The 21,844-nt window shown below is 53.8% G+C and carries 17 protein-coding genes; 11 read left to right on the forward strand and 6 right to left on the reverse strand.

Translation table 11 applies throughout. The features are described 5' to 3' along the window. Nucleotide 1 precedes the first annotated feature (1 nt). Nucleotides 2–1,138, reverse strand: coding sequence for a UDP-4-amino-4-deoxy-L-arabinose aminotransferase (gene arnB / locus N5J69_RS18665; protein ID WP_279772126.1), 1,137 nt, complete (start codon nucleotides 1,136–1,138; stop codon nucleotides 2–4). A 675-nt stretch (nucleotides 1,139–1,813) separates the two neighbouring features. Between arnB and N5J69_RS18670 the strand changes: the two genes are divergently transcribed. Next, complete coding sequence (locus N5J69_RS18670) at nucleotides 1,814–2,380, forward strand: YceI family protein (RefSeq protein ID WP_279772127.1); 567 nt, start codon at nucleotides 1,814–1,816, stop codon at nucleotides 2,378–2,380. A 110-nt stretch (nucleotides 2,381–2,490) separates the two neighbouring features. Here the strand turns inward: N5J69_RS18670 and N5J69_RS18675 are convergent, their stop codons facing one another. Further along, nucleotides 2,491–3,504 carry a Gfo/Idh/MocA family oxidoreductase gene (locus N5J69_RS18675; RefSeq protein WP_279772128.1) on the reverse strand — a complete coding sequence of 338 codons (1,014 nt, stop codon included), beginning with the start codon at nucleotides 3,502–3,504 and terminating at the stop codon, nucleotides 2,491–2,493. 107 nt (nucleotides 3,505–3,611) lie between these two features. On the opposite strand from N5J69_RS18675, the gene N5J69_RS18680 reads away from it, so the two are divergent. Continuing rightward, nucleotides 3,612–4,619 (forward strand): LacI family DNA-binding transcriptional regulator, encoded by a 1,008-nt coding sequence (locus tag N5J69_RS18680; protein ID WP_279772129.1) that lies wholly within the window; start codon nucleotides 3,612–3,614, stop codon nucleotides 4,617–4,619. Between the two features lie 238 nt (nucleotides 4,620–4,857). Here N5J69_RS18680 and N5J69_RS18685 read toward each other — a convergent pair whose 3' ends face one another. Both N5J69_RS18685 and N5J69_RS18690 read right to left on the reverse strand, forming a co-directional pair. Beyond that, the gene (locus tag N5J69_RS18685; protein WP_279772130.1) at nucleotides 4,858–5,496 is read right to left on the reverse strand and encodes a LuxR family transcriptional regulator; all 639 of its coding nucleotides are present in this window, start codon (nucleotides 5,494–5,496) and stop codon (nucleotides 4,858–4,860) included. Between the two features lie 28 nt (nucleotides 5,497–5,524). Beyond that, a complete protein-coding gene (locus N5J69_RS18690; RefSeq protein ID WP_279772131.1) occupies nucleotides 5,525–6,115 on the reverse strand; it encodes a transcriptional regulator in 591 nt (196 codons plus the stop codon). Between the two features lie 1,580 nt (nucleotides 6,116–7,695). Between N5J69_RS18690 and N5J69_RS18695 the strand changes: the two genes are divergently transcribed. The 5 genes from N5J69_RS18695 to N5J69_RS18715 all read left to right on the forward strand — a co-directional run bounded on the left by N5J69_RS18695 (nucleotide 7,696) and on the right by N5J69_RS18715 (nucleotide 14,465). Further along, on the forward strand, nucleotides 7,696–8,352 hold the full coding sequence (locus N5J69_RS18695) for a response regulator transcription factor (RefSeq protein WP_279772132.1): 657 nt from the start codon (nucleotides 7,696–7,698) through the stop codon (nucleotides 8,350–8,352). A gap of 31 nt (nucleotides 8,353–8,383) precedes the next feature. Beyond that, nucleotides 8,384–9,706, forward strand: coding sequence for a TolC family outer membrane protein (locus tag N5J69_RS18700; protein WP_279772133.1), 1,323 nt, complete (start codon nucleotides 8,384–8,386; stop codon nucleotides 9,704–9,706). A 25-nt stretch (nucleotides 9,707–9,731) separates the two neighbouring features. After that, on the forward strand, nucleotides 9,732–10,991 hold the full coding sequence (locus N5J69_RS18705; protein ID WP_279772134.1) for an HlyD family efflux transporter periplasmic adaptor subunit: 1,260 nt from the start codon (nucleotides 9,732–9,734) through the stop codon (nucleotides 10,989–10,991). 17 nt (nucleotides 10,992–11,008) lie between these two features. Further along, a complete protein-coding gene (locus tag N5J69_RS18710) occupies nucleotides 11,009–13,192 on the forward strand; it encodes a peptidase domain-containing ABC transporter (protein WP_279772135.1) in 2,184 nt (727 codons plus the stop codon). Nucleotides 13,193–13,580: 388 nt separating this feature from the next. Continuing rightward, nucleotides 13,581–14,465 (forward strand): ROK family protein, encoded by an 885-nt coding sequence (locus tag N5J69_RS18715; protein ID WP_279772136.1) that lies wholly within the window; start codon nucleotides 13,581–13,583, stop codon nucleotides 14,463–14,465. Between the two features lie 189 nt (nucleotides 14,466–14,654). Here the strand turns inward: N5J69_RS18715 and N5J69_RS18720 are convergent, their stop codons facing one another. Both N5J69_RS18720 and N5J69_RS18725 read right to left on the reverse strand, forming a co-directional pair. Beyond that, the gene (locus N5J69_RS18720) at nucleotides 14,655–14,783 is read right to left on the reverse strand and encodes a hypothetical protein (protein ID WP_279772137.1); all 129 of its coding nucleotides are present in this window, start codon (nucleotides 14,781–14,783) and stop codon (nucleotides 14,655–14,657) included. Nucleotides 14,784–14,790: 7 nt separating this feature from the next. Beyond that, complete coding sequence (locus tag N5J69_RS18725; protein WP_279772138.1) at nucleotides 14,791–15,579, reverse strand: MipA/OmpV family protein; 789 nt, start codon at nucleotides 15,577–15,579, stop codon at nucleotides 14,791–14,793. A 129-nt stretch (nucleotides 15,580–15,708) separates the two neighbouring features. Here N5J69_RS18725 and N5J69_RS18730 point away from each other — a divergent pair, with 129 nt between their 5' ends. From N5J69_RS18730 to N5J69_RS18745, 4 genes are all read left to right on the forward strand, one after another. After that, a complete protein-coding gene (locus N5J69_RS18730) occupies nucleotides 15,709–16,404 on the forward strand; it encodes a response regulator (RefSeq protein ID WP_279772139.1) in 696 nt (231 codons plus the stop codon). Beyond that, nucleotides 16,401–17,570 carry an ATP-binding protein gene (locus N5J69_RS18735; RefSeq protein ID WP_279772140.1) on the forward strand — a complete coding sequence of 390 codons (1,170 nt, stop codon included), beginning with the start codon at nucleotides 16,401–16,403 and terminating at the stop codon, nucleotides 17,568–17,570. The genes N5J69_RS18730 and N5J69_RS18735 overlap by 4 nt, the downstream gene beginning before the upstream one ends. A gap of 93 nt (nucleotides 17,571–17,663) precedes the next feature. Further along, nucleotides 17,664–18,797: an efflux RND transporter periplasmic adaptor subunit gene (locus tag N5J69_RS18740; protein ID WP_279772141.1), complete on the forward strand. Its 1,134-nt coding sequence runs from the start codon at nucleotides 17,664–17,666 to the stop codon at nucleotides 18,795–18,797. Beyond that, nucleotides 18,794–21,838 (forward strand): efflux RND transporter permease subunit, encoded by a 3,045-nt coding sequence (locus N5J69_RS18745; protein WP_279772142.1) that lies wholly within the window; start codon nucleotides 18,794–18,796, stop codon nucleotides 21,836–21,838. Before N5J69_RS18740 ends, N5J69_RS18745 begins: the two co-directional genes overlap by 4 nt. The last annotated feature ends 6 nt before the right edge of the window (nucleotides 21,839–21,844 follow it).

Genomic DNA, 21,844 nt, shown 5'->3' on the forward strand with positions numbered 1-21,844 from the left:
CTCAGGCTCCCGCAATGTCATGTAAAGCCTGAATTACGCGGTCGACATCCTGATCCGTCATTGACGGAAACAGCGGAATCGAACACATCTGCTGACTGTTACGTTCACTGGCGGGCAGGCGCAGATCGGGGTAGCGCTCGCGGTAATATTTGTGGGTGTGCGCTGCACGAAAATGCAGGCCGCTGCCGATGTTCTGCGCCTTCAGCGCCTGCATAAAGGCATCGCGAGACAGTCCGCAGCGTTGCTCATCAATACGGATAATAAACAGGTGCCACGCATGCTGATGTGACCCTGCTGGCAGAGAGAGTGGCGTGAAAGGCAGCGAGCGCAGCGCGTCAAGATAGCGTTCGGCAATCTCACGGCGGCGAGCAATAAAACCCGGCAGTTTCTGTAACTGCACCAGCGCAATCGCTGCGCTGATATCGGGCAGATTGTATTTAAAGCCGGGCATCATCACTTCCGCCTGCGGCAGACGCCCCTGCGTCTGTCGATCAAACGCATCCACCGCCAGGCCATGAAACTTCAGGCTGCGGATACGATCGGCAAGCGCGGCATCATCGGTTACCACCAGGCCGCCTTCTGCGCAGGTGATGTTTTTGATAGCGTGGAAAGAGAAAATTGCCGTGCCGCGATGCCCGACCGGCTTGCCATGATACGTCGTGCCCACCGCGTGAGCCGCATCCTCAATGATGGCGATGCCATGCTGCTCAGCAAGCTGATAGATTGGTGCGATATCGGCGGGCGCACCGGCGTAATGCACCGGAATAATGGCGCGGGTGCGGGGCGTAATGGCCTGTGCTATCAGTTCTGCCGTTACCATCAGGTTGTCAGGATCGACATCAATCATCACAGGCGTAGCGCCCAATAGCGTGATCAGGTTCAGGGTAGAGACCCAGGTCATGGACGGCGTGATCACTTCATCGCCAGGCCCGATTCCCATCGCCATCAGCGTGACATGCATTCCGGCCGTGGCAGAGCTCACTGCAATGGCATGCTGGTTGCCCGTCAGCTGAACAAAAGCCTGCTCCAGTTCAGCGCATTTCGCCCCGGTTGTTATCCATCCGGAATCGAATACCGCTTTAACAGCAGCCAGCTCCTCATCACCGAATGAAGGGCGGGAAAATGGCAAAAAATCCATGCTAAAACTCCTGCAAATCAAACCCATAAACTGTCGCGCGTTGTTAATCGGGCACAACGCCGGAAAATAACTGGAATAGCGATTTAACGACATCCGGCATTCGTGTTACCCATAACAAATTTTTGGTTATGGCATTAAAACCCGGACGGTAAATACAAGCTAACGCATGAAAGTTAACTGAACATTAAATGAATAGTTTTATTACAATAAATTCAGGGAGGGTTAAGTTGATGAATACTGAAAAAGTTCATTCTTATTTCAATAATATTTATCCTGCCCTCAGTTCTTTTTGATTTATTGATATTTTGTTTAAAAACAGCAAGCCAGCCCGCTGTCAGTCCAGGTTGAGCCTGTCTGGGACATCCCCCCTCAAGTGCCCCCCTTAACGCACTGATTTTTTTCCAGCTAATTCCAGCACCCCACGGCAGCTCGAAAAAATGAAAAACAGCGCCTGATCGGGCGTCAGAAAAAGGGCAACCTAATAAAGCCGCCTTAATGTATTCTTAATATTTCTGATTATTAATACTCCGCCTCCGAAATAATCATTACACACGGGTGAACCTCAGGTGACAGTCAACTAATATCTGTCAGATTATCTTTGCCGGTGTGGTAAAACAGGCATAATAAAATCGTGATTCAGGCGTTAGGGTCTGGCCTGCCAACAAGAGAAAATCCATGATACGTGCCGCCTGTTTATGCACTCTGTTTGCCCTGACCAGTCCGGTGCTTTACGCCGCGCCGGTAACCTACGCCATTACCCCTGACAAGACGTTGATTGGACTGTCATGGCGTGCCTTTGGTCATGACTTTTCGCAGGCCAGACTGCAGGGCGTGACCGGCACAATAACGCTCAATCCTGATGAAGATCGGGACGACCGTATCGAAGTGACGATTCCGGTGGGAACGCTGGTCGCCTCGAACAGCCTGTTGACCTGGCAGCTGAAAAGTGACCTGTTTTTTGATGCAGAACGGTATCCGCGTATTCATTTCGTCAGCAGTCGCGTGGCTTCACTGGGTGGCGGGAATTACCGGATTTTTGGCGAACTGACGGTTAAAGCTGTCAGTCGGCCAGTGGTGATGCTGGCCTCGCTGGACGGGAATAAGACAATTGATCCTGCTTCTCGCTCGCTGGCGTTGCATGCCTCCACGGCTATCTCCCGCTCTGCCTTCGGTATGGATCGGCTGGTTGGGGTGGTTGACGATCGTGTAAATATCGCGCTGACGATTGCCGCACAGCGGTGACAGCCGCGCTGACTGTCACCGCTGTGCATGTCGTTGCCATCCTGAAGCGAAGCGAAACAGCATCACTTTGCTTGTCGGCCAGCGTTTCAGCACGCAGCTTTCATGCGGAATCAGATCAGCACCTTCTCCACCTGACAGAAGCGCCTTTCTGCCAGGGAGATCACCGCGGCTTCCGCAATTGCCTGTGCTTTCAGGCCATCTTCCAGGCCAGGCAAATCGTCAACCTGTTCACCGTTCAGCGATCGGATAAAGGCATCCAGATGAGCATAATAGGTTGGCTGTACCCGGCTGAACCAGTCGGGCAGCAGCCCGGGCTGCTGAATCTGCGCGCCCTGATAACAGCTGACTCCGCGCTGCGGCTGCGAGGCCGATTCCAGCATTCCGTTTGCCCCCATCACGCTGATGCGCTCGTCATAGCCATAGCCGGTGCGGCGGGCATTATCGAGCTGGGCCAGCGCCCCACTCTGTAGCCGCAACAGCAGCGTACTGGTGTCCACGTCAGCAAAATCGCTGATCGAAGGCAGAGCCAGCGCAGCCCCCATCGCCGCCACCTCCGTCACCTCCTCTTCTGTCAGCCAGCGCAGCAGGTCAAAAAAGTGGATAGCCTGATCGCGCATCTGTCCGCCGGACGCCTGAAGATAGGCTAACGGTGGCATGGCTGAAGACCGGCAGACCATCTGAATCAGTTCCGCCGTGCCAATCCGTCCCTGGCGGAGTTGCTGCTTAAGCTGCTGATGACTGACATCAAAACGGCGATTAAACCCCACCGTGACCGGCACGTTATAAGGCAGGACATTAGCCACTGCCGTGCGGGCGCGCTCCAGCGACAGATCAACCGGCTTTTCACAGTAGATTGCTTTACCGGCGCGGGCGGCGGCTTCCAGTAGATCGGCATGGGTTGGCGTTGCGCTGGCAATCAGCACCATGTCTATCTGAGCATCATTTATCGCCTGCTGGACAGATGCGTCACGGGCACCAAAACGTGTCGCAAACGCGGCAGCGCGCGCAGGCTCCGCATCCGCAACCCACACCAGTTCAGCCGCGGGATGCGCCTGAAGATTAGCCGCATGAACGTCGCCAATAAAGCCACACCCGAGCAGGGCAACACGTTGCTTTTTATTCATTATTTGAACTCCATCATAGTCCGGCAGAAAGCTGCACTGGCAGGATAACGCGGCGTTTTACACTACCGGCATGGTGTTTTGAGGTGTTTACCTCAGAGGAGGATGGCATGTCGCTGAAAGAGGTCGCCCGGCGGGCAGGTGTAGGGCTGGCAACCGTGGATCGGGTGCTTAATGAACGTGGTGGCGTCGCACCGGAGACAGTCCACAGGGTATTACAGGCTGCGCGGGAAGTCGGGCTCAACCGCATTCTGCCGGAGGAGCATCGTCATCCGTGGCAAATTGAACTGCTGCTAAGCAGCAACGATTCGTTTTTCTTTCAGCAGCTGGCGCAGGATTTTACTGAAATCGCATCGAATCTGGGCTATCGCCGGTTAACGCTGCACCGCACATTTGTCCCCGAAGCGCAGCCTGAACGGCTGGCAAGACTTATCAGGCAAGGCGGTGAGCGGGATGGGTTAATCGTATTTGCCCATGAACATCCCGCTATTTATGAGGCGCTGGACCACTGTAAGACGCGTGGCGTGCCGGTGATCTCACTGGTCACTGATTTGCCCGGTGCTGCCCGGCTCTGTCATGTGGGGATTGACCAGATGCAGGCAGGACGCACCGCCGCTCAGCTGCTGGGCAAAATGGTGCATCAGCCCGGCGAGGTGTTGATGGTCAGTGGACACCAGGACTACAGTGCGCATCGTCAGCGCATCGAAGGATTTCGTGACCTGATAACCCGCCGGTTTCCTCATCTGCAGTTGCGCGACGTTCTGGCTGCTCAGGAAAATCGCGACGCACTAAGTAAGTTACTGGAGAAGCAGCTGGTTAAGAGCGGGAATCTGCGGGGAATCTACAACACCGGGCTGGGGAATACCGAAATCGGGCAGGCGCTGGCACGGCATCGCCAGCTGAATCAGTGCGTCTGGATCACCCATGAACTTTATGCCACCACCCGCACGTTGATGGCGCAGCAGAGTGTCGCGCTGACGCTGGATCAGAATACCCGACAGCATGCCCAGCTAGCGGTACAGCTGATGCTGAATTATCTGGAGCAGAAAGTACAACCCGATGAATATGCCAGTGGGAAAGTCGATTTCATGATTTACACCGCAGAAAATCTGACGTGAGCAGGCCTTTAAATCAACGCATCCTCCTGATAATGTGCTGCGGCTTCGATAGATAGACCGGCCTTCGATAACCGGGAAGGCCTGAGAAAATTCATGTCTGCCTCTCAGTTAACTGCCTGAATCGTCTTAATGCGACAATCACGCAGGAACGCATGCCTTAAAGTAAACCTGACAGAGCAATGCGCAGATCATCCGAAAATGAGGCTCAGGTAAAACAACGGTTTCAGGCAGCCGTTAATCAGCCTTCATTGATTACGCCGTTATAGAGCTCCAGCAGGGAGAGATCATTGATAAAAGCGTTAAATTCTTTATCGCCTTTCAGGGAAAACTTTCTCATCACATTATATTTATGTGCATAGATAGTTTTACTGGATAAATGGAGTCTTTTTGCGGCATGACCTGCGCTGTACCCTTTTTTCAACAGGCTGAGTACCTGAAGCTGTACAACCGTAATATGTGAATAATTGCAGTTCAGGCAATCCGTGGGGACGAATCCTCCGGACCGCTCCTCCCTGGTGAGTAAAACCTCTGTGATTTTTTCAGAAATGAGGCGCACAGAGTCTTTACGGGAAAAAACAATCAGGGATTGATAGCAGACGGGCAGCTGACTGGCGATAATTTCATCTTTTTTGTCAACAAAGACAATGATCGCACTGCCCGGTTTCCGGTTACGGTATGCCGGATGACACATATACAATCGCCATTTAGAGAAATTGATCAGGATAAGATCAGCTTTTTGTAACCTGTCATCCACTGAGCCTGATAAAAATTTCACATTAACGTCAGATAACAGAGCGCCCTCGATGATCTTTGAGATGCCCAGCTTAAAGTAGTAATTTCCATCAGTACAAAATATATTAAAATCCATTTTTTCCATTGGGCATCTCAAAAGTTCAAATGAAAGACTATGTGAATTTTCCGTTAACCAACGTAAGTTCGCCCTTTTCTTTTAGTTCTTTAAGCACTCTACAAATGGAACTTTTTGAAAGATGCGAGCTGTTTTCAATAAGATAAAGTGCAGAAAATCTTTTCTTCAGATGGGATGGGAGTTTTTCCCATCGATTAATCAAAGAAATGACCTCATCGTGAGAGTTACTTTTTGGCAACTGGATATAGTTCATTAAATCAGAATACTTGCCTGACAGAATTGCCATGGCATCATTGAACAGATCCCTTTCAAAGATGAGTCGCCATAAAACATCGTACTCGATAAAACTGACTTTGCCATAATCGATTCTTTCCAGATAAACGGGAGGTTCATCCAGTGCCGGTGCTATACCTACAACGTGTGGCGCGCACAGGATATTGAGAACCTTACTCCCACCTTTTAGTTTAAGTAAAAAGTCGCCTTCAAGGATAAACATGACACGACGCACATTATCTTTCGTTAAATGATAGCGACGCTTACCCCGGGAAATTTCATCTGGATTAGCAATTTGTGCATAGCCTGCTAATGCGTCGATAATCCTTTCATGATTTTTAGTCACTCTATACATATTGATTAACTCAATGTAACTAACACAATGGTTAGGAATTGGTAGCAAAATTTGTAAAATCACTTTGTTATGGTCTTTATTTTCTCCTGGTGCACTGCCGTTTTTTTAGCCCACCTCCTTTTTTTAAGCGTAAGTAACCCTCCAATATAATTGGGTATAATAAAACTCTTCTTATAAAACTCAACACCATAAACAGGCAAAAAGGGAGGAGAAAACACCAATAACATTCATAGCAAACAGATTTCACGCCAGTGAAATACCACTTAGCTAGCAGATTAATTCAGAAACTTGAGCGTTATTGACAGTGTTATAACTTTTTCTGTAAAAAAAATACCTCGGATTTAATTGGTTTTAAATGTTGCGCTTTAGGTTTTTAAATTATCACTCAATAACAAAAAATGCAAAAAAAATTAATATTGTTAAAAGTCAAATTCATTCTGGAAGTCATGTTATCAGGTTAATCATTAGCTATTTTGACAAAAACCGCTTTGTGAAAATAATTAAATCTCGCCATTATCACCTCGACTTTTGAATTAAAAATTGAACATTAAATAGTTTTTTATAGCAGTAAAATTACAGTAAGCAGAACAACCCTCCATGATAACGTCCGGTTGCTTTATATTTATAATTTGCTCTTGATTGTCAGACAGGCGGGAGATTTCATGCTGACAACGAAAATCAAAGGTTAACGTTTTCTGATTACCGCAGTTGAAACCGCTCTTCACTTTCGGAATTTCTTTCCTGCGTTCATTCTTTAAGAAGCTTCCTTTTTTGCGAGTTGCAGGGCGGGTAGTTTCTGACCTGGTTTACCGAACGGCATGCAGGGTTAACTCATGAGAAACAGGTTTACACCTGCTGCAATCATGCATGCGTGAGAAAGTTGCATTCTGCCTGGGCTTAAAATCAGGGTTCGCGCACGTTGATTGTTAAATATCTACTGCCAGATTGTTAAAAGCAATTCAACATTGATATGTCATTTAAGAATGTCTTTTTTTGTGAAATGAAACACATAAAAATCATTATTTCTGGTCTGGTTGATGTTTTTACTGTAAGTTTTTCGCTTCAAAAAATCCCTATAAGTTCAGGAGTGTATGATTACCTCTGAGTGGTGCCTGATAACCTTACGCGCCCTGCGATGAAGAAATAACTGAAAAATCACAGTAAAAAACAGACATGCCATGAGCAAGAATAGGGCGAGAAGATTCTTAGGTTTTTAAACAACCAGCACGCTTAATACATCAATATTCCTTACAAGGATGCATCTGCGGGTCAGTTTAACAAGCTGGCATTACGCTCAACAGCGTGAACTTAACTTTACTGAGATAATATTTTAACAAGCAGGCCTGGTTAAATTTCATGTCCAACGGTGAGTTCTCTTTTATACCGCACGGTTAGCGCCATTTTTCGTTATGATGTTGACTATTATCTTCGGGATCCACAGAGCCTCACGTTAAAAATGGCGTCTGCACCCTCAGGCTGCCGGTAATTACGCGCTTCTTCCCCCGTAAATCTAAAATGTTAAAGGGATTTTTTAGGATGTAGCTCATTACATCTTACTGCTATAAGGAATTATCAACATTATGTCACAGAGCAGAAAGCGACTTCGTGTAGGTTTGTCTGATGAAAGCCCATTCATTATTTACACTTTGCGATCAATCCTTTCAGCTGAGTTTAATGATCTGGAGATTTATACCTATCCACCCGATACCAAAAATCTTTTACTGCGCCTGAAAGAGGACATCCCCGATATATTGATTACGGATTCTTTCTTTACTTTTGACTGCAATGACTTAAATGGCGTAAGTAAACTTGAGGAGATCCATAAACAATCTTCTGACCTCAGGATTCTGGTTTTTACCGCGTCACGCAGTCTGAGCTTCCTGAAAAGGATGTTGCAGTTGCCAGTCAGTGCCGTCGTGAGTAAGCGTGATGAAATACACGATCTTGTCAAAGCCGTTCACTGGATTTCCGCCGCTCACTCCGGTGTTTATTACTCTGAAACGATGAAAAGCCTGGCACAGTTAGCAGCAACGCAGCCTGCTCAAAATCGTTTATCCCCCTCCGAAATGGAAGTCATCCGTTTGTTTGCAATGGGCCACAGCTTGATGGAGATAGCAAAAGTACGCAGCAGGAGCATAAGCACGGTTTCAACTCAAAAATACAATGCCATGCGCAAGCTTCATCTCAGTACCAACACAGAATTGATCAAATATGTATTTGCACACGAACTTATCTAGCTCCACGCCTGGATTACCCACGAAAAATCATATGAAAATAAAAAACGCGGTAACGTCACTGCTGATAATGACGTGCTGGCCTTTGCCCACATCCGCAACCAATCTGCAACAGGCTGCACTGGCAGCGCTAAACTATGACACGGCTTTGCAATCCAGCAGGATGACCAGTGAAGCGGATAAACAGAAATACTGGCAGGGTATGGCAGAACTGTTGCCGACGCTGACGCTGGACGGCAACTGGGACCGTCAGGAACAGCCCGATAAAAAGTATCAGAGCGGGGTGACTAACCACAGTTACGATCTGAGTGTCCGGCAACCTTTGTTTGATCTCAGTAAATATGCGGGATGGCGCAAAGGTGTCGCGATTGCGAACACCGCAGAGGCCCAGGTCCGGCTTGCTGAAGAAAAGCTCTTAGTGGCTGTCAGTGAAGCCTACTTTACGGTGCTTTATCAGCAGGAAGTTTTACAGGCAGCAAAATCAGCCAGCCATAACTTCCGTCAGCAACAGCAGAAACTTCAAAGCGGACTGGCCAATGGTCAGAATACCCGCACCGAGCTTAATGAGGCTAAAGCCAGCTATGCCCTTGCGCAGGCGAAAGAGATTGAATCGGAAAATCAGTTATCGCTTGCTGAGGAAAATCTTCGGCGCTTGTCAGGCATCAGCCCGGATACCGTCGAGCCTGTAAACTTCCAGTGTCTTAGCAATGCACCTTATCCCTCACTGGTCGATGCGATCAATGCGAGCCAGCAGCGCAATACCGGGGTAAAAATCGCGATGTTGCAGAACGATCAGGCGGATGCCGATGTGCTGGCGGCGCAGGGTGCTCATATGCCTGTCGTGTCGCTTTATGCCCGGTACGGAAAAAACTGGAGTCGCAACGATGACGATGACAACGTTCTGTATGACGCCATTTTCGGCACGACGTCGAAAACTAACAACCTCCAGTATGGCGTTAACGTCTCCGTTCCCCTTTTTGCAGGCGGCAGTCAGCTGTCGCAATCGGTTGAAGCCGCCTATCGCCACCAGGCCGCAAAATTCTCCATTAACGATGCACAGCGTAAAGCAGCCACCGATACGCGGTCTGCATGGCTTGGCCTGGTCAGTGGCAAAGCATTAATTCAGGCTCAGAAGAATACCGTCGACTCAGCCCATGAGCAGGTGGTGTCGGTGCAGTACGGTCGGGAGATGGGGTTTCGCACGGTAAACGATGAAATGGAGGCGCAGCAAAAGTACTACAGTGCGCTGAAAGACCAGGCTGAAGTCCGATTAAATTACCTCAATGCCCTGATCAATCTGGCGCAGAGCACCGGTGCGCTTTCATCCGAAATGCTGAATTTTTTTCAGTGTCATTAACGCCTTAATCATGAAGAACGCATAAATGGAACAGTCGCTTTTCCGCCAGGAGGCACTCGATGCAGCCAACCGGGGTAACCTGGGCACCGTGGCGCTCTACTGCCCTCCCTATCGCTGGCTGGTTATTTCTGTGGTGATTTTTATTACCGCCGTCACAGCCCTCTTTTTCCTGTTTGGCAGCTACACCAAATATGAATCCTCGACCGGTGAACTGATGCCTGAAAATGGCATGTTGATCGTGCCGCCTGCTGTGAGCGCAACCGTTGTTGATATCCCGGTTAAAGAGGGACAACGGGTCAAAAAAGATGATGTTCTTATGGTCCTGTCATCGGAAGTTTCAACACAGATGGGACAGACACGTCAGGTCATCGCTGAAAATCTGCTGAGTCAGCGGGAGCGCCTTCAGCAGGATCTTGAAACACTGACCAAATTACATGACGTCGAACGGAAAGGGTTAACCGACACCATCGCCAGTCTCAGACTCCAGAAGGAGCAGCTGAAGTTACAGCTTACACACCGCCGTAAACAGGTGGCGTTAGCGAAGCTGCAGCTGGATAAACTCAATGCCATGCATCAGGAGGGATACGCCTCAAACCGTCAGCTGGAAGAGCAGGAGTCCACGCTGCTCGACAGTCAGGCACGTTATCAGGAGTATCAGCGTCAGCTGCTGGACACGTCGCAAAAGATTGTTCAGGCGGAGCAGCAGCTGCATGAAATGCCGCTGGATGATGAGAGGAAGCGTAACGATATCAAACGCCAGCTGGCCGAAATCCGTCAGTCGATGGCTGAAAATGAAGCGCGTCGATCGTTCGAGCTGCGCGCACCGAAAAGCGGGTACGTCGGTATGATCATGGCTAAAAATGGTCAGATGCTCAGTGCCGGTCAGTCAGCGGTTTCCATTCTTCCCGACAATTCAAGCCTGGTTGCGCGCCTCATGGTGAAAACGCAATCCATTGGTTTTATTCAGCCAGGCCAGCGAGTTGTCCTCCGCTACAGAGCGTTCCCCTATCAAAAATTTGGTCAGCAATATGGCCGGGTGATCGACGTGTCCCGCACGGCGCTTTCTCCGCAGGAAGTCACCACGCTGACCGGCATAAATAATATTCAGGAACAACAGTATCGCGTGCTCGTATCGCTGGATAACCAGACGATAACGGCCTATGCACGGGATGAAAAGCTGAAACCAGGTATGGCGCTGGAAGCCGACTTCATCGTCGACCAGCGTCGTCTATATGAATGGGTGCTGGAGCCGATTTTCGCGCTGGGACACAAAATTTCCATTTGATTTAAAAGGTCTGTTCTGTGCAGTTATTAGAGAAACTTAATTTTAAATGGTTTAACCGCCTGCCGATGATTCGTCAGTCTCAGACAGCGGAATGCGGTCTGGCTTGTCTGGGGATGATTACTAACTACTACGGCCATGAGATCGACATGATCACGCTGCGCCGTCAGTTCGCCACCTCGCTTAAGGGTGCCACGCTGGCTGCCGTTATTGCTATGGCACAGCAACTCAATATGAGTTCACGTGCGCTGCGTCTCGACATGGACGAGCTGTCTAAATTACGTATGCCCTGCATTCTTCACTGGGAACTGAATCACTTTGTCGTCCTGAAGAGAGTGCGCGGCAATAAAATGACGATTCACGATCCTGCACGCGGCGTCCGTGAACTGACATTCAAAGAGGCATCGACTGCCTTCACCGGTGTCGCGCTGGAGCTGGTGCCTTCATCCGATTTTGAAGTCAAAGAAGAAAAAGAAAGCATCTCAATGATGAAGCTGGTGGGGAGCGTAACCGGGGTGAAGTCTGCCTTTGCCCAGGTCCTCATCCTGTCGGTCGCCCTGGAATTTTTTGGCGTACTGACCCCCTTCTTCATGCAGTGGGTAATGGATATGGTGCTGGTCTCCGCCGACTACTCATTACTTACGTTGCTTGGAGTCGGTTTTATCATGATTGCGATATTCCAGACGATGGTAACCGCTTTACGATCCTGGGTGATGAGCTGGTTTTCAAGTCAACTCAGTGTGCAATGGACGGTCAACGTCTGCCATCACATGTTAAAGCTGCCGCTGGAATGGTTTGAATCCCGGCATGTGGGTGACGTTCTTTCCCGTTACGATTCGCTCAACACCATTCAGAGTACACTGACAACCCGCTTCATCAGTACCGTATTAGACGGCGTGATGTCGATTGTGACGGTTGTCATGCTCTTCATCTATAACGCACAACTTGCCTGGCTGGTCATCGGACTGTTCATTGCTTATGCGCTGCTGCGTTTTGTGGCTTACGATCCGGTCCGGCGCGCCAATGAAGAGCAAATCATCAGTTCAGCGCGAACGCAGTCCTCACTTCTCGAAACGTTACGCGGTATTCAGGCGGTTAAAACCAATAACAAACAGGTTCCCCGTCTCGCTGCTTACATGAATTTTCTGGTGGACTCCACCAACAAAGGCATCGTCATACAGAAGCTGAATATTCTGTTTGGCTCAGCACAAGGTCTGCTCACCTCGGTAGGCCGGGTGGTATTAGTCTGGCTGGCCGCGCTCCAGGTACTGGATGGCAATTTCTCTGCGGGTATGCTTACCGCTTTTATCAGCTTTTCCGATCAGTTTCTGAGCCGGGGAGCAGGCCTGATTAACGCCATTATCGATTTCAGAATGCTGCGTATGCACGGTGAGCGCCTGGCAGATATTGTTCTGTCAGAACCCGAAGTCAGTTCAGAAACCAGTGCGGGTCTGATCAATCATGACATGCATGAAGATGCGCAGACGCCGCAGGATATCAGGCTGACACATATCCATTTCCGCTACGCTACGACCGAACCCTGGGTTGTCACGGATGCCAGCCTGGAAATCAAAGCCGGTGAGAGCCTGGCGATTGTCGGCCCTTCCGGTCAGGGAAAAACGACGCTGGCGAAAATCATTCTGGGCCTGCTGCAGCCGGAACACGGCACAATCAGCGTGGGGGGGATGGATATTACCCAGACCGGACTTGAACATCATCGCAGCCGCATCGGCTGTGTAATGCAGGATGACATTCTGTTCTCAGGCTCCATCAGCGAGAACATCAGCTTTTTTGATAACGAACCCGATCACGCAAAAATCACCCGCGTCGCACGCCTGGCACAGATTCATGCCGACATCATGAAAATGCCGATGAACTATCAAAGTCTGGTCGGCGATATGGGGTCCTTTCTCTCGGGTGGTCAGCTGCAACGAATTCTGCTGGCGCGCGCGCTGTATCGCGAACCTCAGATTCTGGTTCTGGATGAGGCGACCAGTCATCTGGATATTTACAACGAAGCGCAAATTAATGACGCCATCCGGCAGATGAAGATCACCCGAATCATCATCGCGCACCGGCCGGAAACAATCCGCAGTGCAGATAAAATCATTCTGTTGAAAAATGGCGTACTCAGCGAGGTCACGGCTGAGGCGCTGTTTGGTCAGTCAGAACAGCGCGATGACGCGGAGACGACACAGGAATAAATCAGCAACGGCATGATCCCGTTACGGTTTCATGCCTGCTGAATCGGCTCAGTCTCGGTGTCTCTGCCGGGTAAACAGCGGCCTGCCAGAACGGCAATTCATGACTGTTGACCGTAACCGGACTTGAAATGTGACCACCTATCACAGTGGTCTCTGAATTTTTCACCTATCTCTGATTTGTCAGGCTATCACCATGACCCCATCCATAACGGACAGGGGAACGCGCGGTCCTGCCGGGCATCCTGCCTGCATTCGCACATCCGCTCTGAGCGCCGCATCAGCTTTTATAAATCTGTACCTTTCCTGACAAAATTGCCGTCGCCCCGCCGCCTGCCCTTTTCTTTCAGCACTACAATTAACCGGATGAAAACAAAATCAGAGAACGTTGATGAAAATTGCAGCTTTTGATATCGGTGGTACCTCTTTAAAAATGGGCGTGATTGACGATCAGGGGAATATTCTGACCAGTGACAGTGCTGATATTTCCCATAACGCACGCGATAAAATACTTGATGAGATCCTGGCCTGGCTGGAGAAAAATCCCGGCTGCGCAGGCATCGCCGTCAGCACACCCGGTTATATTGATGCAGAAGCCGGTTATATTGCCATGGGCGGCACCATACGTGACTTTGACCAGTTCCATCTGAGCCAGTGGCTGACAGAAAAAACGTCACTGCCTGCCACAGTTGAAAACGATGCACACTGCGCCCTGCTGGCTGAACAGTGGCTGGGGAAGGCAAAAAAGCTCAACGATTTTCTGATGTTAACTATCGGTACCGGATTAGGCGGAGCGGCCTTCTGCAACGGCGCACTGATCCGGGGTGGACGCAATCGGGCTGGCGAGTTTGGTTGCCTGCTGACATCGCGTCCCACCAGCAGCAATATTGAACGCCACACCATGAGCCAGAGCTGTACCATGACGGCGCTGCGTGAGCATTACAGTCAGCTTATCGACAAGCCTGCCGACGATGTCAGTGGCAAAGATGTCTTTGACGCATACGACCGCAATGAAGAAACGGCACAGCAGGTAGTTAATAAGTTTTATGAGGATCTGGCGGCCTGCTTATATAACCTGTTCAGCGTATTCGATCCGCAGATGATCTTTATCGGCGGGGGAATTACCGAGCGAGACCCCTTCCTGGATGAACTGGGCGAGCAGCTGGCTAAATATGATATTGATATCCGCATAGACGCCGCAACCTACGGTAACGACTCCGGCATGCTGGGCGCAACCTGGAATTTCCTGCAGCGCCAGCCGGGCGGAAAGGCCTGACGGCGTATTCAGCATTTACGCTGAAATAATATGCCAGAACCGGGCCTTTCTGCAGGCGCGTCATGCTGAATTTCAGCCAGCTCGTCGGTGACAAGGCCTGTCATTTCCATCCAAGTTTACGCTCAGGGCCGCGCTGTCACAGCGTCCACGCAGTTTCTGGCACGGCGGCGTACCCAGTGAAGGGGCGGGCTACCCCTGCCCCGTCACTGGCGCATCAAAAAGACTCAGCGCCACGACAAGCAGCGCATAAACCAGCAGATACAACAGAATCAGCGCAGCAAGCAACGGTCGGTGGCTGTGCATCCGGTTTTTTTTCATCGTGCCGTCAGAAGGTGTAGCTCAATGCCAGCGTGGCCGATGCGCCAGTGTGCCGGGCGACGATGGGGCTATCTGAAGCCTGTTTATCCAGCCATGTGTAATCACCGATCACGCTGGCGGCCCAGGCGGGCGTAAACTGATGGCTCCAGGTCAGGCTGGTGTCGGTGCCATAAAATCCCCCCGCAGCGTCATAGCGCTTAAATCCGCTGCGGGCATGTTGCTCGCTGTTCACGCCGTACCAGGTATTCATGTAACGCCCGTCGCCAGACAGAGCGGCCACCTGCAATGCCACCGTGTCGTCACGGGTCTGCCAGGGGATCAGGGTCACGGACGTGCGATACTGCACGCCCTGGCTGTCACTTAAGGGCAGCGTCGCTTTGCCTTCAACCACAAACCACGGGGTGACCGACCATCCCACCGCCAGCGCGGTGTTAACCGTTGCGTCGATATTTCCCATGCCTCTGAGGCGGTCATCACCGTCGCGCCAGGCGGAATTGCGGTCAGAACGGCCCAGCCCGTAGCCCAGGGTATGCTCCAGATAAAGCCCGTTATCCGCCTGCAGGTCGTAACCTATGCCTTTCTGCGAGTCCAGAAAGAAAGCCCCGTCGCGCGCCTGAATCACCGGCATCAGTTGCCAGTGCTGCTTATCTGCGCCGCTGTAGCGCGGCGCATTGATACCCGCAATGCCCAGCGTCAGGCTGGGGGGTGGCGTGGCACTCTCATCAGCCATGACAGCAGCGGTACTCAATCCCAGCGAAAAACAGACCATGTGAAGCGTTATTTTTCCGGTTATCATCACGTTTCCTCATTATCACATCAGGTGCGGAGCTGAGGGATTCAGTGCCGCGTCACTGGCCGGAGTATGCGAGGCGAGTGTCAATGAACGACCAGGGATTTATGAAGAAACAGTCAAGGTGATCCGAAAATGCAGTCAAAACGTGTACTGATTATTGAAGATGACGCGGATGCGGCGGGTGTACTCGAGGCCTACCTGAAACGTGAAAACTATGAGGTCATGATTGCCGGTGACGGACCCGGTGGACTGGACACCGCAGGACGCTGGCTGCCCGACCTGATTCTGCTGGATATCATGCTGCCCGGCATGAACGGCACCGAAGTGCTGGCCGCGCTGCGACGTCGTGACGATACCCCGGTAATCATGGTGACGGCGATGGGCGATGCGCCGGACCGCATCGGCGCACTGCGCTATGGCGCAGATGACTATGTGGTCAAACCCTACCATCCGGGCGAAGTGGTCGCGCGCGTTCAGGCCGTACTGCGCCGCAGCCAGAGTCACGCTCCCGCGTCAGAAACGCTGCGCTGGGCGGGGTTGGTGGTTGACCCTGTCGCGCTCACTGCCGTCGTCGATAGCACCAGTGATGCGCCGCGCCGCCTGGATCTGACACCCACTGAGTTTTCCCTGCTGGTCACTCTGATGCGCGCACCGACGCGTCCGTTTACCCGCCTGTTTCTGCTGGAGCACTGTCTGCCGGAAAGCGATGCGCTGGAGCGGGTGGTGGATACCCACGTCTATAACCTGCGCCGCAAACTGGAAGCCGCAGGCATCTCTGACGTCTTACCGGCGGTACGCAGCGTCGGTTACCGGTTCAGACAGCCATGAAGAACGATACGCATACCTCACTCTGGCGCTGGATCTGCATCCGGGTACTGTTTCTGGCCATTGGCAGCGTAATCGTGATCGCCGTCTGTATGTGGCTGCGCTTCGCGGTGCAGGCGTTCTGGGTCTACCACCGGATGCCGCCCGCGCTGCTCAATGAGTTTGTGCAACTGCGCCATCATCCCGCCAGCGATCCGACACGCTTTCATCAGATTGTCGATCAGTGGTGGGGGATCACCTTTTCCGATCCGTCACTGGCGTCATCTGACTGGCTGACCGTGCTGGTCCTGGTGGTGGTCACCATCCCGTTTATGGTGATGATGGCGCTGCGTTTCGCCCGGCCGCTGTCGGTGCAGTTCAGCCAGCTGGCTACGGCGGCGCGTGCAGTGTCAAAAGGGGAATTTGGCCGGACGGCGGCGGTGGTGAAAGACGCCCCGCAGGAGCTGGTGCGCTTTACCGACGATTTTAACCAGATGACGCAGCAGCTGGCGCGCTACGAGCGCGAGCTGCGCACCTCGCATGTGGCGATGGCACACGAACTCCGCTCGCCACTGACGGCGGCGATGGGCCGCCTGCAGGGTATTCTGGATGGTGTCTTTCCTGCCGAACCGCAGCAGCTGGCGATGATCATGAAGCAACTGACTCAGCTCAGCCGCCTCACGGATGAACTGCATCTGCTGTCGCTGGCAGATGCCGGGCAGCTTACCCTGAACCGCGAGCGGTTTAATCTTTGTGAGTTACTGCGCGAGCGTTCAGGCTGGATACTGCCGCAGGCAGAAAAAGCGGGTGTTGCCATCAGCGTGCTATCACCCGGCGATATTCAGCTGCATGCCGACGCGTTCCGCCTGGGTCAGGTTGTGACCATCATCTGTGAAAATGCGCTGCGCTACGCCGCCGACGGAGGCGCGTTGTTAATCACGGCCAGCCAGAACGAACAGGCGACCACGCTGACCTTCCGCGATGACGGTCAGGGCGTAGAGCCAGACTTCCTGCCGCAGCTGTTTGACCGCTTTACCCGCGCTGACTCCTCACGCGCCCGTCATTCCGGCGGCAGTGGTCTGGGGCTCTCTATTGCCAAAGCCATCGTCGAGGCGCACGGCGGGTCGATTCACGCCGCGCTGCCTGCCGATGGCGGTCTGCTGATCGGGATAACGCTACCGGCGAGATAAATTGTTCTGACTTGACCATTTCTTGATGGTTCATGGAACGTTTCTGGACACAGGCCGGGTTCAATGAGGACAACTCATTACAGGAACCCGGTTATGACAGACTTCATATCGGATGCTGCCCGCCAGGTGTGGCGTCATCTCTTCAGTGTTCACCTCTTCGTGCCGCTCGTGTTCGTGCTGCCCGGCGTATTCATCATGACCGGCTGCCGGGACGACAATGCTGCCCCGCCTGCTGCCCCGCCCCGCCCGGTGAAAACCGTCATTGCGCCACCGCCCGGCAATGCCGCGTCACGCGTGCTGACCGGTGAAATCCGCGCCCATGAAGAGGTTGCGCTGGCTTTCAGGCTGGATGGCCGGGTGGTGAGCCGAGCCGTTGAACTGGGCGATCGCGTCAGCGCCGGGCAACCGCTGGCCGCGCTGGAAAATGACCCGTCACGCAATCAGCTGAGCAGTGCGCGGGCCGATCTCGACAGCGCCCGCGCCGCAGAACGCGTCGCCGCGCTTAACCTGCGCCGGATGCAGCTGCTGATGCCCGGCGGTGCCATCGCCCGCAGCCAGCTGGACAGTGCCCAGGCAGACTGGCAGAGCGCACAATCCCGCCGCGTCAGCAGCGAAGCGGCCCTGAAAAATGCGCAGGATAATCTCAGCTGGACGCAGCTCACGGCGCCCACAGCAGGCCGGATCACCGCTGTCCCGGTTCAGCCCGGCCAGGTGGTCAGCGCCGGACAGACGGTGATGACGCTGGCCGCCGGTGATGCCCGTGATGCCGTGTTTGACCTGACAACGCCTGCACTGCTGCACGCTGACGACCGGACGCCGCTGACGGTGACGCTGCTCGCCGATCCCGGCGTACAGGCCACTGGCACGCTGCGTGACATCAGCCCGCAGGCCGATTCACAGACCCGTACCTGGCGGCTGCGCCTCTCAATGAACCTGCCGCCCGAGGCGATGGCTTTGGGTGCTACGGTCACCGTCACGCTTCCCGATGCGCAACCGCCGGTCATCGCCCTGCCCGCCAGCGCGCTGACCCGCTTTGCAGACAAACCCGCCCTGCTGGTGGTGGATACGGCATCACGTTTACAGCTTCGTCCGGTGGTGCTGGCCCGCTTCAGCGCACAGCAGATCTTTGTCTCTGCCGGGATCCAGCCAGGCGAGCGCGTCGTCACCGCCGGTGTCGGCACCCTGCAGCCAGGTGAAAAAGTGGCGCTGGCGCAGGAGGGTTCATGAAAAAATCGGCTGGCTTTAACCTCTCCGGCTGGGCGCTGGCGCATCAGCAGCTGGTGATCTTTTTCATGCTGCTGGTTATGGCGGCGGGTGTGCTGAGTTATGAACATCTGTCACGCAATGAAGACCCGGCTTTCACCATCAAAACCGCCGTGATCTCTGCTCAGTGGCCCGGCGCTGACGTCAAGACCACCGTGCAACTGCTGACAGATGTGCTGGAACAAAAGGTGCAGGAGATCCCGTCGCTGGATGCGGTTGAGAGTGAAACCCGTGCCGGACAGACGGTCATCTATGTCAATCTGCGCGATGATACCCCGCCGTCTCAGGTGGCCGGTATCTGGTATCAGCTGCGTAAAAAGATGCATGACGTTACCCCTTCGCTGCCGCAGGGCGTGCAGGGCCCGGCGGTCAACGACGAGTTTGATGACACCTACGGCACGATTTATGGCTTTACGGCGGATGGCTTTACAGCCAGGGAACTGCGCGACCGGGTCGATAATCTGCGTCGCAGCCTGGCCAGTCTGCCTGACATCGGCAAAACCAGCCTGCTGGGTGTCCAGGAGCAGCAGGTGGTTATCGCCTTTTCTCCGCGCAAGCTGAACGGCATGGGGCTCGATTTACAGCAGGTCAGCGACGCCATCAAAGCCCAGAACGACGTGGTTCCCGCTGGCAGTCTGCGTACCGACCGCGAAAATATCGCGCTGCGGGTCAGCGGGACCCTGACCTCTGTCGAAAGCCTGCAGGCGATTACCCTGCATATCGGCGAGCGTTTCATCCCATTGACCGATCTGGCGACCATCAGCCTGCAGCCTGCTGAACCGCCTGCACCCACGTTTCGGGTTAACGGTGTTCCGGCTATCGGGCTGGCAGTTTCAATGGCCGCCAGCGGCAACATGCTCGATTTCGGTAAACAGCTTAATCAGCGCATGCAGCGTCTGGCCGCTCAGTTACCGCAGGGTATCACCATGACCCGCGTGGCCGACCAGTCTTCTGTGGTGAAACAGGCGGTCAGCGGCTTTGTCCGGATACTGGGCGAAGCGGTGGTCATCGTGTTAGCCGTTTCCTTTGTTTCACTGGGACTGCGTGCCGGTCTGGTTGTAGCGGCGGCCATCCCGCTGGTGCTGGCCATGACCTTTACCGGCATGTTACTGGCAGGCATCGGCCTGCAGCGCATCTCGCTGGGCGCACTGATCATTGCACTGGGGCTGCTGGTGGATGACGCCATGATCACCGTCGAGGCGATGGTGGCACGGCTGGAAGCAGGCGACAGCAAATGGCAGGCCGCAACCTACGCATTCAAAACCACCGCCTTTCCGATGCTGACCGGTACGCTGGTGATGATCGCCGGTTTTATTCCGGTCGGGTTTGCCGCGTCCAGTGCCGGGGAATATTGCTACTCACTGTTTGTGGTGATTACGCTGGCGCTGCTCTGCTCATGGGGGGTCGCGGTCATCTTCTCGCCACTCACGGGCTGCTGGCTGCTTTCATCGACACGCATCAAAGCCCACCAGCCACCCGGTCTGCTGGCGCGCGGCTACCACTGGCTGCTGGAGGTGATTCTGCGCCACCGGCTGATGACAACTGGCGCGGCACTGGTGGTACTGCTGACAAGCCTTTATGCCACCACCTTTATGCAGGGTGAATTTTTCCCGGCGTCAGACCGCCCCGAACTGCTGGTCAGCCTGACGCTGCCCGCCAGCGCGGCCCAGGCGGAAACCACACGTCGCACCGCACAACTGGAACAGATGCTGCGCAACGATCGGGATGTGGCGAACCTCACCAGCTACGTGGGCTCAGGCGCAATACGCTTCTATCTGCCGATGGATGTGCTGCTCGATAATGAAAACATCGCACAGCTGGTGGTGGTGGCGAAAAGCCTGGCGGTACGCGATCGGCTGCGCAGCAGACTGGAGAAGAAACTGGCAGAGGATTTCAGTGATATCACCACGCGGGTCTCGCCGCTGGAGCTGGGGCCACCGGTCGGCTGGCCGCTGAAATATCGCATCACCGGACCGGACAATGCCCGCGTGCGACAGGCGGCCAGTGAGCTGGCAGCGCTGATCGCCCGCTCTCCGCTGACCCGTGAGGTCAATCTCACCGCCGGGGAGCCGGAACGGGTCATGACGCTGGCGGTGAACCAGACCGCTGCCCGCGCCGCCGGGCTCTCCTCCGACACCCTGGCGACCACGCTGAACACGCTGATGTCCGGCAGCGTAGTAACCACCCTGCGCGATCGCAACCGGTTGATCGATGTGGTGCTGCGCAGCAATGATCCCGAGCGGCAGGACACTGACACGCTGGAAGGATTGATGATCACAAATGCCAGCGGACAGAAAATTCCGCTGCGTCAGGTGGCGACCCTGAACTGGGGCGTGGATGACCCGGTGATCTGGCGACGTCAGCGGCTCGCTTACATTACCGTGCAGACCGATATTGCGCCGGGGCAGCGGGCTGAGCAGGTCTCGCAGCGGCTCGCGCCGGAGGTCGCCGCCCTGCGCGCCTCACTGCCTGCCGGGTACGGTATTGAAGAAGGTGGCGTGGCGGCAGAATCTGACAAAGGCAACGGCTCGGTGTTTGCCCTGCTGCCGGTTACGCTCTGCGTCATGCTGGTTCTGCTGATGATTCAGCTGCAACGCTTCTCCGGCATGCTGCTGGCGCTGAGCATGGCCCCGTTTGGCCTGCCCGGCATTGTGTCTGCGATGCTTCCGGCGGGCACACCGCTGGGATTTGTCGCGCTGCTGGGGATTATTGCGCTGGCGGGGATTATCATCCGCAACGCCGTCATTATGATCAGTGAGGTGGATGCCAATAGCCGCGCCGGACTGTCCGCGAATGATGCCATCCGTCAGGCCGCTCATCACCGGGCGCGTCCTATCCTGCTGACCGCCTGTGCGGCGATCCTCGGTATGATCCCCATCGCCCATCAGGTTTTCTGGGGGCCGATGGCGCTGGCGATTATTGGCGGTCTGGTCAGCGGTACGCTGGTGACGCTTACGGTGCTGCCCGCCGCGTTAAGCCTGCTGATGCAGCCACGTTCTCGTTAAAACAGG

Origin of the sequence: Pantoea sp. GD03673 (genome assembly GCF_029844725.1) — a bacterium.
Taxonomy (GTDB): Bacteria; Pseudomonadota; Gammaproteobacteria; order Enterobacterales; family Enterobacteriaceae; genus Pantoea.